14 protein-coding genes and 1 pseudogene are annotated in these 12328 nt (G+C 70.7%); 7 read left to right on the top strand and 8 right to left on the bottom strand.

The window, feature by feature from the left end; all coding sequences use genetic code 11:
* Positions 1–153: 153 nt before the first annotated feature.
* On the bottom strand, positions 154–1011 hold the full coding sequence (locus tag JOC24_RS24595; protein ID WP_205022563.1) for a DUF3558 domain-containing protein: 858 nt from the start codon (positions 1009–1011) through the stop codon (positions 154–156).
* Positions 1012–1182: 171 nt separating this feature from the next.
* Here JOC24_RS24595 and JOC24_RS24590 point away from each other — a divergent pair, with 171 nt between their 5' ends.
* Complete coding sequence (locus JOC24_RS24590) at positions 1183–2376, top strand: RtcB family protein (protein WP_205022562.1); 1194 nt, start codon at positions 1183–1185, stop codon at positions 2374–2376.
* A 54-nt stretch (positions 2377–2430) separates the two neighbouring features.
* On the opposite strand, the gene JOC24_RS24585 is transcribed toward JOC24_RS24590, so the two are convergent.
* The 3 genes from JOC24_RS24585 to JOC24_RS24575 form a co-directional block, all read right to left on the bottom strand.
* Complete coding sequence (locus JOC24_RS24585) at positions 2431–3315, bottom strand: LAGLIDADG family homing endonuclease (RefSeq protein WP_205022561.1); 885 nt, start codon at positions 3313–3315, stop codon at positions 2431–2433.
* 168 nt (positions 3316–3483) lie between these two features.
* Entirely contained in the window at positions 3484–4242 is a 759-nt protein-coding gene (locus JOC24_RS24580) for an SDR family NAD(P)-dependent oxidoreductase (RefSeq protein WP_205022560.1), read from the bottom strand.
* Positions 4243–4305: 63 nt separating this feature from the next.
* On the bottom strand, positions 4306–4641 hold the full coding sequence (locus JOC24_RS24575; protein WP_205022559.1) for a YnfA family protein: 336 nt from the start codon (positions 4639–4641) through the stop codon (positions 4306–4308).
* Positions 4642–4745: 104 nt separating this feature from the next.
* Between JOC24_RS24575 and JOC24_RS24570 the strand changes: the two genes are divergently transcribed.
* The gene (locus tag JOC24_RS24570) at positions 4746–5246 is read left to right on the top strand and encodes a hypothetical protein (RefSeq protein ID WP_205022558.1); all 501 of its coding nucleotides are present in this window, start codon (positions 4746–4748) and stop codon (positions 5244–5246) included.
* A 37-nt stretch (positions 5247–5283) separates the two neighbouring features.
* Here JOC24_RS24570 and JOC24_RS24565 read toward each other — a convergent pair whose 3' ends face one another.
* Positions 5284–6033 (bottom strand): Mut7-C ubiquitin/RNAse domain-containing protein, encoded by a 750-nt coding sequence (locus JOC24_RS24565; protein ID WP_205022557.1) that lies wholly within the window; start codon positions 6031–6033, stop codon positions 5284–5286.
* Between the two features lie 110 nt (positions 6034–6143).
* On the opposite strand from JOC24_RS24565, the pseudogene JOC24_RS33480 reads away from it, so the two are divergent.
* A pseudogene (locus JOC24_RS33480) lies at positions 6144–6287 on the top strand (TIGR03086 family protein); the annotation flags it as partial.
* Here the strand turns inward: JOC24_RS33480 and JOC24_RS24560 are convergent.
* Together JOC24_RS24560 and JOC24_RS24555 are read right to left on the bottom strand one after the other, a co-directional pair.
* Positions 6220–6528 (bottom strand): hypothetical protein, encoded by a 309-nt coding sequence (locus JOC24_RS24560; protein WP_205022556.1) that lies wholly within the window; start codon positions 6526–6528, stop codon positions 6220–6222. The pseudogene JOC24_RS33480 and the gene JOC24_RS24560 sit on opposite strands and share 68 nt — an antisense overlap.
* A gap of 175 nt (positions 6529–6703) precedes the next feature.
* Positions 6704–7201, bottom strand: a complete 498-nt coding sequence (locus JOC24_RS24555) for a MarR family winged helix-turn-helix transcriptional regulator (RefSeq protein ID WP_205022555.1) — start codon at positions 7199–7201, stop codon at positions 6704–6706.
* A 94-nt stretch (positions 7202–7295) separates the two neighbouring features.
* Between JOC24_RS24555 and JOC24_RS24550 the strand changes: the two genes are divergently transcribed.
* From JOC24_RS24550 to JOC24_RS24535, 4 genes are all read left to right on the top strand, one after another.
* On the top strand, positions 7296–8477 hold the full coding sequence (locus JOC24_RS24550; RefSeq protein ID WP_307792754.1) for a PP2C family protein-serine/threonine phosphatase: 1182 nt from the start codon (positions 7296–7298) through the stop codon (positions 8475–8477).
* A 225-nt stretch (positions 8478–8702) separates the two neighbouring features.
* Positions 8703–10382 carry a PP2C family protein-serine/threonine phosphatase gene (locus JOC24_RS24545; protein ID WP_205022553.1) on the top strand — a complete coding sequence of 560 codons (1680 nt, stop codon included), beginning with the start codon at positions 8703–8705 and terminating at the stop codon, positions 10380–10382.
* Positions 10379–11479 (top strand): cobalamin B12-binding domain-containing protein, encoded by a 1101-nt coding sequence (locus JOC24_RS24540; protein WP_205022552.1) that lies wholly within the window; start codon positions 10379–10381, stop codon positions 11477–11479. Before JOC24_RS24545 ends, JOC24_RS24540 begins: the two co-directional genes overlap by 4 nt.
* A complete protein-coding gene (locus JOC24_RS24535; protein ID WP_205022551.1) occupies positions 11476–11907 on the top strand; it encodes an STAS domain-containing protein in 432 nt (143 codons plus the stop codon). The genes JOC24_RS24540 and JOC24_RS24535 overlap by 4 nt, the downstream gene beginning before the upstream one ends.
* A gap of 13 nt (positions 11908–11920) precedes the next feature.
* Here the strand turns inward: JOC24_RS24535 and JOC24_RS24530 are convergent, their stop codons facing one another.
* Entirely contained in the window at positions 11921–12292 is a 372-nt protein-coding gene (locus tag JOC24_RS24530; RefSeq protein ID WP_205022550.1) for an STAS domain-containing protein, read from the bottom strand.
* Between the last annotated feature and the right edge of the window lie 36 nt (positions 12293–12328).

Raw genomic sequence — 12328 nt, 5'->3', positions numbered from 1 at the left:
CGGCGGTCGGGTGGTGCGCCGTCCGTTCGCCGCCCGGCAGGCCGCTCGGTTCGTCGGCCGGGGGCCACGGTACGTCGGACGGCGGCCGGATGCCGCCTCCGGCCGCCGGCCCCGGGGCGGCCGGGGACGGCGGCCGGGACCGTCCCGGCCCGGCTACTCGGTGATCGTCTCGGCCAGTTTCCGGGCCAGGGCCTGGGCCTTCTCCTGCAGTTCCCTGCTGTCGGGGACCTCGGTGACGCGGGCGGGCTGCTCGGTGTACAGGACGGTCACGATGACGTTCGATGTGCGGAATACCACGCTCACGGTGCGGCGCTGTGAGGTGGATCCCGCACGGGTGAGCGCGTCGTCCAGGAACGCGGCGTCGCCGAGCTCGTCGAGGAGCCGCGGCCGCAGATCGAGGTCGGGATCGGCGTCGGTGGTTCCGCCCGACGAGCCTTCCTCGGCGTCGTCGCTGCCGGACGCGTCCGCGGAGGGTTTTCCGGAGGGTGTGCCGCCCTGGGAGGCGGACGCGCCGGAGGTCTTGCCGCCGGGCGACGCGGAGGCCGAGCCGCTGGGGGTCTCACTGGGCGTGACACCGGCCGAGGTGGGGAGGTCGGCGGCCTCCTCCTTCTTCGCGTACACATCCCGGGCCCGGTCGTCGTCGCTCACCGAGGGGTCGTACGACACGACGCGTTCGAAGTCGATGGACAGGTTCCGGGAGGCGTCCCGGGCGTCCGACTTCCAGCGGCAGCCGACCTTGCGGTCGGTGTCGTAGGTGACGGTGGCCGTGCCCTCGTACACCTTCTCCTGCTGCTCCTCGGGCATCTCCGCGGCGCCCGGCAGCAGGTCCTTGAGCGTGGAACGCGGTACGGCACGGCAGGATTCGGGCAGCGTCCGGTACTTTCCGGGAGGCGCGGCCGAGACCGTCGGGCTGCCGGGCTTCCTGTCGGCGTCGGAGTCGGCTGCGTCGGAGCCGGCGCTGCAGCCGGCGACGAGCGCCACGAGAAGCGCGACGCCGGGTACGTACGCCATGTGTCGCACGGTCCCAGGCTCCCTTCGGTACGAAAACGGGTTGCCGCTCGATGGCGGCCGATGGACACAATGTGTATCGCACGCGCCGCTGTGAATGCCGGTCGGCCGACCTGTATGCCGATCTAGGCACCAGTTTTGCGCTTTCAGTCTTTTCGGGGGAATCGAGGGGTTATGTCGTATGTAGAGGTACCGGGTGCGAAGGTTCCCATCCGTATGTGGGCGGATCCGGCGTCGGTCGAGGACGGCGCGATGCAGCAGCTGCGGAACGTGTCCACGCTGCCCTGGATCAAGGGCCTCGCCGTGATGCCGGACGTCCACTACGGCAAGGGCGCGACCGTCGGCTCGGTGATCGCGATGCACGGCGCGGTCTGTCCGGCCGCGGTGGGTGTGGACATCGGCTGCGGGATGTCGGCGGTGAGGACCTCGCTGACGGCCAACGACCTGCCGGGGGACCTCTCGCGACTGCGGTCGAAGATCGAGCAGGCCATCCCGGTGGGCCGGGGGATGCACGGCGACACGGTCGATCCGGGCAAGCTCCACGGCTTCCCGACCAGTGGCTGGGACGACTTCTGGTCGCGGTTCGACGGGATCGCCGAGGCGGTCAAGTTCCGTCAGGAGCGCGCCACGAAGCAGATGGGAACGCTCGGCTCGGGCAACCACATGATCGAATTCTGCCTCGATGAGGCCGGAGCGGTCTGGCTGATGCTGCACTCAGGCTCGCGGAACATCGGCAAGGAGCTGGCCGAGCATCACATCGGGATTGCCCAGAGGCTGGCGCACAACCAGGGGCTGGTCGATCGGGACCTGGCGGTCTTCATTTCTGAGACCCCGCAGATGACCGGGTACCGCAACGACCTCTACTGGGCTCAGGAGTACGCCAAGTACAACCGCGCGATCATGATGGCGCTCTTCAAGGAGGTGGTCCGTAAGGAGTTCAAGAAGGCGCGGCCGGTCTTCGAACGCGAGATCTCCTGCCACCACAACTACGTTGCGGAAGAGCGGTACGAGGGCATGGACCTGCTCGTCACCCGCAAGGGCGCGATCCGCGCGGGTAGCGGCGAGTACGGCATCATCCCCGGCTCCATGGGGACGAGCTCCTACATCGTGAAGGGCCTCGGTAACGAGAAGGCGTTCAACTCGGCGTCTCACGGTGCCGGTCGAAGGATGAGCCGGAACGCGGCGAAGCGCCGCTTCACGACGCGCGACCTGGAGGAGCAGACACGGGGCGTGGAGTGCCGCAAGGACTCAGGCGTCCTGGACGAGATCCCGGCCGCGTACAAGCCGATCGAGCAGGTCATGGAGCAGCAGCGGGACTTGGTGGAGGTAGTCGCCAAGATCAAGCAGATCGTCTGCGTGAAGGGCTGAGGCGGGCCGGAGGCGACCGGAGCACATGGTGCCTCCCGCCCGCTCGGTCGGCGCCTACTGGTTGGGTGGAACAGGTGGGGGAAGCTTGACCCGGCCGGTCTTCAACCGCCATAGCCGGACCGAGCAACTGGCCTCGCTCCGGCTCAGTTCGACGGCTGCGGCAGAGGCGTCACCGAGATCCAGCAGGATGTGGTCCTCCCACGGCTTCCAGCGGCGACTCACCGGTCGCAGACGCATGGCTGCGGGGCGCTCCCAGGAGCGCAGGTTCTCAGCGGCTGTCTGCTTGCGTGCGAGGGAGAGGCACCCCGGGTAGTAAAGATGCCCGGCCAGATCGACGGCAGCCTCTTTTGTGTAGAGGACGTTGTAGATCTTGTCCCGCGTATTGCGCCTGATCTCACGGTGGGCTCCCGTCACCTTCTTGGCGTACCGGCACAAGTAGGCCCCAACGGCAGCGCTGGCCGTTGTCAGTGAGACGAACGGCAGATCCTGGCTCGTCCGGCCGACGGAGCCGTCGGCGTCGATGACGCCGCGCAGGTAGTCGCGGCGGGCGAACTCCACCCGTGGTGGAGTGATTCGCTTCGACTTCCGCCCGTAGGGCAGGCCGAGTCGGTTGATCGTATTCCTGGCTTCCAGGGCGCAGAGTGTCCAGGTGGCCGAGTGGTGGCTTGCCGAAAAATTCGTGGACCGGACGCGTTCGGTGACGCTGCTGTTGTACGGAGTCAGGCGCTGGAACTCGCGGAGGATCGCGATGTCCCGCACGTTGATCTCGACAGTCAGCCGCCCTTTCCGACCAGGTCCTGCGGCGAGGTGGCCATCGGCCTGCAGGAATCCGAACATATAGGCGTAGCGGGGATCTTCGAGGTCCATGAACGACGTGTCGGTCGGCAGGATCTCGCCGACTTCGAAGAGAGCGGGGGCGCTAGGGTCGTATTCAGCCACGGGGAAGCCCTACTTCCTTGGTGGTGAGGCCCTCGGACAGGACTGCAATCCTGTTCGAGGGTCGTTGTGTATAGCGTTGTGAACCACCTTGAACAGGGTTGCGGCCCCCCGACGCGGGATGCGCCGCGATCACCCGTACGAGTCGACGGCTTGTGCGGGTACGCCGACTCAGAGGGTTCGGTGGACCTTCGAGTTGGAGGCCTGGGCGCGGGGGCGGACCACCAGCAGGTCGATGTTGACGTGGCTCGGGCGGGTGACGGCCCAGGTGATGGTGTCGGCCACGTCGTCGGCGGAGAGCGGGGCGTCGACGCCGGCGTAGACCTTGGCCGCCTTCCCGGTGTCGCCGCGGAAGCGGGTGGTGGCGAACTCCTCGGTCTTGACCATGCCGGGAGCGACCTCGATCACGCGGACCGGGGTGCCGACGATCTCCAGGCGGAGGGTCTCCGCCAGGACGTGCTCGCCGTGCTTGGCGGCGACGTACCCACCGCCGCCCTCGTACGTGGAGAGGCCCGCCGTCGAGGAGAGGATCACGACGGTGCCGTCCCCGCTCGCCGTGAGGGAGGGGAGCAGGGCCTGGGTGACGTTGAGGGTGCCGATGACGTTGGTCTCGTACATCTGGCGCCAGTCCGCCGGATCGCCCGTGGCGACGGGGTCGGCGCCCAGTGCGCCGCCGGCGTTGTTGACCAGGACGGCGAGCGAGCGGAACGCGGTGGCGAATTCGTCGACCGCGGCGCGGTCGGTGACGTCCAGGGCGTACGCCGTCGCCTGGTGGCCCGCTTCGGTGAGCTCGGCGGCGAGTGCCTCGATGCGGTCCTTGCGGCGTGCGGTGAGCACCACGCGGTATCCGGCGGCGGCCAGCTGCCTGGCGGTCGCGGCGCCGATGCCGCTGCTCGCGCCGGTGATGACGGCGATGGGGGTGGCGGCCATGCGAACTCCTCGGACAGCTGATCGGTACGGGGCCCAGGATAGGCGGGCGCCCTCCGCGGGCACTCAGTGGTCGCGGGGGGCGTACATGATCAACGCCATGCCGGCCAGGCAGATCAGTGCGCCGGTCACGTCCCAGCGGTCCGGGCGGTAGCCGTCGGCGACCATGCCCCAGGCGATCGAACCGGCGACGAACACTCCGCCGTACGCGGCGAGGATGCGCCCGAAGTCACCGTCCGGCTGGAGCGTGGCCACGAATCCGTACGCGCCGAGCGCGATGACGCCCGCGCCGATCCAGATCCAGCCGCGGTGCTCGCGCACGCCCTGCCAGACGAGCCAGGCGCCCCCGATCTCGAAGAGCGCGGCTACGACGAAGAGGGCGATGGAACGGGCCACGAGCATGGGACCAGGGTGTCATGCGGGAGCGGTGGGCCGTGCGGGTGGGCGCGGGCGACGAACCGGGCCTCATGTAGGGGCGATTGGTGAGATATCGGTACGTTCGACGCATGCGAGTGACGCGTGGAGCAGTGCTGAAGGTGCCCGCTACGGCGGCGACGGTGGCAGCCCTGGTGCTGGGCCCGGGGCTGTCCGCCGTGGCCGAGCCGGCGCCGCGGATGATCGCCCCGGAGGCGGACGTGACCCACCACGGCCGTGTCTCGCTCGGGGAGGAGCGGATCGGGATCCAGCTGCGGACCGGTAACCGGGGGCCGTCGCCGCTCGCCGACGCGACGGTGCGGCTGCGCTTCTCGGTACCGCTCGCGGCCTGGCAGCGGTTGCCCCAGGGCTGTCTGCGCGGTGGCAGCCGGACGGTGCTGTGCGCGACCGGGCCGTTGCGGGTCGGCGGGCCGGCCCGTCGCACCGCCCTCGGTCTGCGCTTCACGGGCCGGCCCGCCGAGGTCGCGGTGCGGGTGGACACCGTGTGGAACGGTGGAGCGAGCGACCGGAACCGGAAGAACGACACGCAGGAGGTGCTGGCCCTCGCCACGGGGGACCCGTACGTCTTCTGAGCCCCGGGCGCCGGGCGGAAGCCGGACGCCCCCGGTCTCAGGGCGTCGACGCCTGGTCTCCCGCCGCGCCGAACTCGCGTACGGCGTCGGTCACGACGGCTTCGAGACGGGCGTGGTGGGCACCCCGCCAGTACACCCGCCCACAGTCGGCGCACTGCGCGAACACGTCGTACGACGCCTGCGTGCCCTGCTCCAGGCCGGCGCTCACGGAGTCCTTGTCCGCCGCCGCGAGCTCCCCGTTGCAGGCGGTGCACCGGGTCCACGGCGCCAGCACGGGGGTGAACCGCCCCAGGACGTCACGGAGCTGCTCCTCGGGCCGGTCACTGTAGACGTACGCCCCCGCCCAGATCTCCCTGCGGCGGAGCAGCCCACGGTCTCGTGAGAGCAGCACGCGCCGCTGCTCCGCGGAGAGGGCGGCGAGTGCCGGATCGCCGATGTCCTCGCTCTCGTACGCGGCGTCCACGCCCAGGAGCCGCAACCGCCGGGCGAGTGTGCCGAGGTGGACGTCGAGCAGGAAGCGCAGCGGCGCGCCCGGAACCTGCTGAGGGCGCCGCACCGCACGCACCTCGACCAGCTCGCCCGCGCCGGGAATGTGGGACACGGGCACGGGGCGGCCGTCGACGAGGAGCTGACCGGCCTCGGTCAGCGGGACACCGAGGGACTCCACGACGTGTCCGAGGGTCGACGACCCGTCCGTGGTGACGACCGTGCGTCCGTGGCGGCGGTCGTGGGCGACGAAGAGCCGCAGTTCGGGCGCTACTTCGAGGGTGATCTCGGGTCCGTTCACCCGGTCAGGATGCCATTGCGCGGACGCGGGTGTCAGCGCTGTGCGAAGGCGGCCGGAGGACACCCGGCGTGGCCGTGAAGTCCCTGGCGGTGTGGGCCTGGTCGCTGTGACCGGGACCGGCGGCGACGGTCCCGCAGGCGCGGCAGAAGAAGGTGTTCGGCGAGTCGTTTCCCTTGGCGCCCGGAGCTACCGCTTTCGAGCGGGTGTCGGCCGTGACGGGCCGCGATCCCGGCCGGCGTCCGGCCGGCCACTGACCGCCGGGAAGGTCCCGGTCCGCGGGACGCCAGGGTCGGCATAGAGCCCGCCGAGGCCGGCGTACGCGCTGTCGACGACGGCCTCGGCCCGGGCCAGCGCGTCGGCCGCCGCGAGACGGGCCGCCCGGTGGGTGTACGGCAGCGGCGGCCGTCGGCGCTGCCGGCGGCAGTCGTAGACGGCGTACACCCCGCTCGCGACGACCACGGCCGGGACGGTCAGGGCCAGCAACAGATCATCCACGCAGGGGCCTCTCGGGAGTTGTCCTTCTTGCGTCGGCCGGCCCCGCCGTGCGGCTGGATGGCGCTCTTCGGCCGAGGGACGCCCGGCCGAGGGACGCCCTCGGCCTTCACGCAGTGCCGAGCGGGTGAACTTCGCCGGGGCGGTCGAGTCCCGCCGCCAGCTGCTGCTCCGTCACTCAGACGGTCTCCCGCCGCTGCGGCGACTCCGCCGGCAGGGCTGCTTCCCCGGCCGCCTCGCAGAAGGCCGACAGCCCGCTGGAGAGGGCTTCCCGTGCGTCCGGGGTCATACGCTTCATCGCCTGGTACAGAGCCTGCTCGCGCCGACGCCGTACGTCGCGCAGGTGCGCCGCGCCGGCTTCCGTGAGCTCCAGCAGCATCTCGCGACGGTCATCGGGGCGAGGGGTCCTGCCGACGAATCCGGCTGCCTGCAGGCGGTCGCACAGACGGCTGACCGAGGGGGCCGCCGCGTCCAGATGGCGCCCGAGTGTCCGAAGATTGATTCCGGGATCGCGTTCGATGATGTACATCACTCGGAGCTGTGCAGCGGAGACGGGAGCCGGCGCCAGCGTGTGGCGCCCACGCTCCCAGGCGATCTCGAGGAGTTCGAGTACCCGCCTGACCTCGGGTGCCTCGTCCGGGGCATACCGGTCGAGCGGTACTGGCTCCTCGCGCATGTGACACTCCCGTGTGGGGCATTTGCCCGTTCCGGCTGGCCGATGTGAACAGTCGAACAAAGAAAATATGTCAAAGAAAGAAGGACCGGTACAGGTGGACAGACCCGACGGCATCGAGCGTGTACTCCGCGAGGCTGCCCCCCACCAGATCTTCGACGTGCTCCAAGGCCTGATCAGAAGCCGTTACGGCGCTTCGCGAGTGGAACTGCTGGTCGCCGACTACGCGATGACCATGCTCCAGCCCGTCGGTGTCCTTCCTCACACCCGCAGGCCGGTTCCGGTCCACGGCAGTGACCCGGGCCGGGCCTTCGGTGCTCAGGAGCCGCACATTGTGCGCAACCCCGGTGCATCCACTGTAACCGTGTACGTACCGGTCAGTGTCCGCGGCGACCGGCACGGAGTGCTGAGCGTCACACTGCCCAACGGGGGGAGCGGTCCCGACGATGCTCTGGTGGAGGACCTCCGCACCTGCGCCGACGCGCTTGCGCACGAGCTGGTCGTCGCGGAACGGGACACCGATCTGTTCCTGCGGGCCCGGCGGGCCGAACGCCTGACCCTCGCGGCCGAGATGCAGTGGCAGCTGCTGCCGGGCCGGTCGTGCGCCCGGCCCGAGTACAGCATCGGCGCCCAGCTGGAACCCGCCTACGCCGTCCACGGGGACAACTTCGACTGGTCGGCGTCCGCCGACGACCTGACCCTCACCGTCAACAACGGGATGGGGGAGGGCATCGAGGCCGCGCTGCTGACCAACCTCGCGGTCAACGCCCTGCGCAACGCGCGCCGTGCCGGTCTGAGCCTGGCGGACCAGGCGTACCTGGCCGATCAGGCCATCTACGGCCAGTACCAGGGCGGCAGCTACCTGGCCACGCTGCTGCTCCGGTTCCACCTCCCCACCGGAAACGTGGAGATCATCGACGCGGGATCGCCGCGCATCTGGCGGCTGCGCGGCGGAGAGGTCGAGGCGGTCGAGCTGGAGGCGCAGATGCCGCTGGGGATGTTCGAGGACACGGTCTACACGCCGCAGCACTTCACCGTCGAACCCGGGGACCGCCTCTTCTTCGTCAGCGACGGCGTCTATGACGCCTTGTCGCCCGCAGGCGAGAAGTACAGCCTGCACGCCCTTCTCAAGGCCATCACCGAGACCCGTCTGCTGCCCGCGACCCAGGTCCCGCGGGGTGTGCTGGAGAAGCTGCTCGGCCATCGCGGTCCGGGGCCGTCCATGGACGACGCGCTGGTCCTTTGTCTGGACTGGCACGGCCGGCCCGCCGAGGGCTGAGCGGGCCGCAGGGGCCCGCGGCGGCACCGGAAGCCCGCAATCGTGCAGGCGCGGTGAAGGTATCGAAACAGCCGAGTGGGCGGCGGCCGGTCAGGGCCCTGCGGGCGCTGGGCTCTCGGAGGGCGGGTTGCTATTCGGAGCACCTCTGGGCGATGGTTGCCGAAGGGAAACTAATTTTCGTCCAGTTGGAAGGTGGTGCGGCTCGCCCCAGGCGGGCCCCCCCTCATGGCTCCTCCGAAGGAAAGTACAGCCACGATCATTCATGAGCAGCCCGCCGGCGGTGTGTGGGTCACCGCCCCCTACCCCGTGGTCGTGGCCGACGGGTCCGGCACGGTCGTCGAGGTGAACGCGGCGGCCGCGTTCCTGATGGACGGTGTGGTGCCGGGCGCGGGCATGTCGGATGTGGCACCTTCCTGGCTGGCGGAGGCGCATGCCGACGTCGTCGTCGGAGACACGGTCCCGAACAGCCCGGGCGAGGCGGGCGCACTCCCTTTCGCACGTGGCCACATCGGTGAGCACAGCTTCGAGGCCCATCCGTCGCGAAGCCCGGACGGGCACGTCGTGTGGTGGCTGGTCGACGACACCGACCAGCGGCTGGCGGAAGCGGCGCTCACCACGGAGCGGGAGCGTGCGTCGTTCCTCGCCGAGGCGTCCAACGTGCTGATGGCCTCGCTGAACACCGAGCGGTGCATGCTGGCGACCGCGCGACTCGCCGCCCGGTACCTCGCCGACGCGGCGGTCGTCGTCGCGCCGGCCTCCGGACGCACGACGCCCGTCGCGCACGCGGTGGCGGGCCAGGAGGCCACCCAATCCCTGATCGCGGACGACCCGTCCCTCGTGCCGGGGCTGAGCGAGGCGCTCCAGGGCTTCCCTCCCGTGCCCTCGCGGTGGATCGACCCCGTCACCCTGCCCGACTGGATGCTTCCCGAGGGTTTCACCGGAGCGATCGGATCGGTCGCCGTCACCCCGCTGCCCGGGCACGGGGTGCCCGCGGGCGCCCTGATCCTGCTGCGCAGGAACGGGCGGGCGGAGTTCAGCGCCAGCGAGGAGCTCTTCGCCCGGCAGTTCGCGGCCCGCGCCGGGGCCGCGCTCTCCGCCGCGCGGCTGTACGCGGAGCAGAGCGACATCACCCGCACGCTGATGCGTGACCTGTTGCCCCCCGATCTCCACCGGGTGAACGGCGTCGAGTTCGCCGGCGGCTACCAGCCGGCCGGAGCCAGGGAACGGGTGGGCGGTGACTTCTACGACGTCCATCCGGGCGCCACGGACGGGGAGCCGTCCCTGGTGGTCCTCGGCGACGTCTGCGGCAAGGGCCTGGACGCCGCCGTACTCACCGGAAAGATCCGCAACACGCTCCAGGCGCTGACGCCGATGGCGGAGGACCACCGGAAGATGCTGCAGCTCCTCAACGGAGCGCTCCTGAGCTCGCATCACACCCGCTTCGCCACGCTGGTGCTCGCCTCCGTCCTGCGTACGGAGAGCCAGGTGCGGCTGAACCTCACCTCGGCGGGCCACCCGGCCCCCATGGTGGTGCGCAACGACGGCCGGGTCGAGGAGGTCGCCACGCACGGCACCCTGGTCGGGGCCCTCCCGCACGTCGAGGCCCGCACCGTGGAGGTCCACCTGCAGCCGGGCGAGACCTGCCTGCTGTACACCGACGGGGTCACCGAGGCCCGGGGAGGCCCCATGGGGAACGAACTCTTCGGCGAGGAACGCCTCGCACGGGCCCTGTCCGGATGCGCGGGGCTTCCCGGCGCGGCCGTGGTGGAACGGATCCAGATGCTCGCGTCCCAGTGGCTGCGCGAGGGCAGGCACGACGACATGGCCCTCGTGGCGATCACGGCCCCGCGCACCACTCACCTGAGTGCGGTGAACGGGCACACGCGGGGCAGGTACACCGCATGAACACGCCTGTCATCACCACCGGTACGGACGACTTCCGGACGCTGCGCGATCAGCTGTGGGCCGCCGTGAGCGACCGGGACGAACACCTCGCCGCAGGCGTCGTCTTCGCCGCGCTGGACGGCGGGATGGACGCCGAGACCGCCCTGCTGGACGTCATCGCACCGGTCCAGGCGAAGGTGGGCACCGAGTGGGCGGCCAACCGCCTCACCGTCGCGCAGGAGCACGCCGCCAGCGCGATAGCCGAGCGTGTCATCGCGGCCCTCGCCCATCACCCCTCCACCCGGCGGGACCCGGGGCTGGGCAGGATCACCGTGGCCTGTGTGGACAAGGAGTGGCACGTACTGCCGGCCCGTCTGCTCGCGGAGGTCCTCACGCTGCGCGGCTGGCGTGTCGACTTCCTCGGCGCCCAGGTCCCCACCCCGCACCTCATCGCGCACCTCCACACCAGCGGTGCGGAGACCGTCGCGCTCTCCTCGTCCCTGCCCACCCGGCTGCCCACCGCGCACGCGGCGATCACCGCCTGCCAGGCCGTGGGGGTTCCCGTCCTGGTGGGCGGAGCGGCCTTCGGACCGGACGGGCGCTACGCGCGCCTGCTGGGCGCCAACGCCTGGGCCCCCGACGCGCGCACCGCCGTCCGGCAGCTGGCGGACGGCATCCCCGCCCCGGATCTGGCCATCGGCCGTACGCAGGTCGACGACCTGCCCCACCTGGCCGACCAGGAGTACACCTACGTGGCGCGCAGCCAGGGACTGCTCGTCCGTGAGGTCCTGACCCAGCTGGAGAAGCGCTTCCCGGCGATGAACGCCTACACCCCTCAGCAGCGGGAGCACACGGCCGAGGACATCGCCCATGTCGTGGACCACCTCGCGGTCGGTCTCTACACGGACGACGACGCGCTGCTCCCGACGTTCCTGGACTGGACGGCGGGCATCCTCACCGCTCGTGACGTCCCGGCCGTCTCCCTGCTCCCCGTCCTGGACGTTCTCGCAGCCGAACTCCAGGACTTCCCCCGCAGCGTCCGGCTGCTCGATCACGCCCGTCTCGCGCTGGACGCCACCCTGGCGTCCGCCGGTCACACCTCCGGAGCCCCTGCATGACGACCATGCCCCACCCGTTCTTCACGGTCACCGTTGAGACCGGACCGGGCACCGTGCATCTGCGTATCGGCGGTGACCTGGACTACGACACCAGCGGTGAGCTCGCCGCGCGCGCGGACGCCTGTCTGGAGGCGCACGGTCCGGACGCCCTGCACCTGGACTGCGCCGAGCTGCGGATGTGCGATTCCATGGGTGTCTCCACCCTGCTCCTGATCCACCGGAGCACCGCTGCGCGCGGCGTGCGCCTCCACCTGGACTCTCCGCCGCCGTTCCTCGAGCGGATCCTCACCGTCACGGGCACCCGCCACCTCTTCGAGACGAGCGCGGCGGACGAACAGCCCGAGCAGGCGCAGGCTCAGGCGGACGAGGGCTCGGGGCCGGCCGGACCTGCGATGTACGGGGTTCCGCCCCGCACGCCCTCGGGCTGAGTCCGGACCGCTCTCAGCGGGGAGCGGCCAGAGCCTCATCGAGGGTGCTGTAGCAGTCCAGCAGGTGGTCGACGCCCGCCGTGGTGAGCAGACGCCGCATTGCCGTTCCCGGAGCGGCTATGCGCAGTTTCGTCTGCTGGTGCACCTGGATGAGCAGGCTCAGGAACGAGGAGTCCGCGAACGTGACGTCGGCGGCGTCCAGTACGACGACCTCGTGACTGGCGGCGGCCTCCCACATGGCGAGGAACAGCGGGTCGACGGTGTCGCTGTCGAGGTCGCCCCGAGCCCGGACGACCCAGCAGCCGTGGCTCTCGAACTCCGCCGTCACGGGTGCCCGTGCCGGCACGGATCCGGGATGCGGCGGGGGCGGAGACGAACTGGACATGCCGCAGAGTATGCCAAGTGTGCGGGGCCCGACGGA

This window comes from Streptomyces sp. HB132, from assembly GCF_016909575.1.
Lineage (GTDB): Bacteria > Actinomycetota > Actinomycetes > Streptomycetales > Streptomycetaceae > Streptomyces.
Note: the sequence above shows the minus strand (reverse complement) of the source record. Positions and strands in the feature narration are given on the sequence as shown.

Coding starts and splice junctions, on each gene's coding strand:
- JOC24_RS24595 (WP_205022563.1), bottom strand. CDS start 1,011: ATGGCGTACGTACCCGGCGTCGCGCTTCTCGTGGCGCTCGTCGCCGGC.
- JOC24_RS24590 (WP_205022562.1), top strand. CDS start 1,183: ATGTCGTATGTAGAGGTACCGGGTGCGAAGGTTCCCATCCGTATGTGG.
- JOC24_RS24580 (WP_205022560.1), bottom strand. CDS start 4,242: ATGGCCGCCACCCCCATCGCCGTCATCACCGGCGCGAGCAGCGGCATC.
- JOC24_RS24575 (WP_205022559.1), bottom strand. CDS start 4,641: ATGCTCGTGGCCCGTTCCATCGCCCTCTTCGTCGTAGCCGCGCTCTTC.
- JOC24_RS24570 (WP_205022558.1), top strand. CDS start 4,746: ATGCGAGTGACGCGTGGAGCAGTGCTGAAGGTGCCCGCTACGGCGGCG.
- JOC24_RS24555 (WP_205022555.1), bottom strand. CDS start 7,201: ATGCGCGAGGAGCCAGTACCGCTCGACCGGTATGCCCCGGACGAGGCA.
- JOC24_RS24545 (WP_205022553.1), top strand. CDS start 8,703: ATGGCTCCTCCGAAGGAAAGTACAGCCACGATCATTCATGAGCAGCCC.
- JOC24_RS24540 (WP_205022552.1), top strand. CDS start 10,379: ATGAACACGCCTGTCATCACCACCGGTACGGACGACTTCCGGACGCTG.
- JOC24_RS24535 (WP_205022551.1), top strand. CDS start 11,476: ATGACGACCATGCCCCACCCGTTCTTCACGGTCACCGTTGAGACCGGA.
- JOC24_RS24530 (WP_205022550.1), bottom strand. CDS start 12,292: ATGTCCAGTTCGTCTCCGCCCCCGCCGCATCCCGGATCCGTGCCGGCA.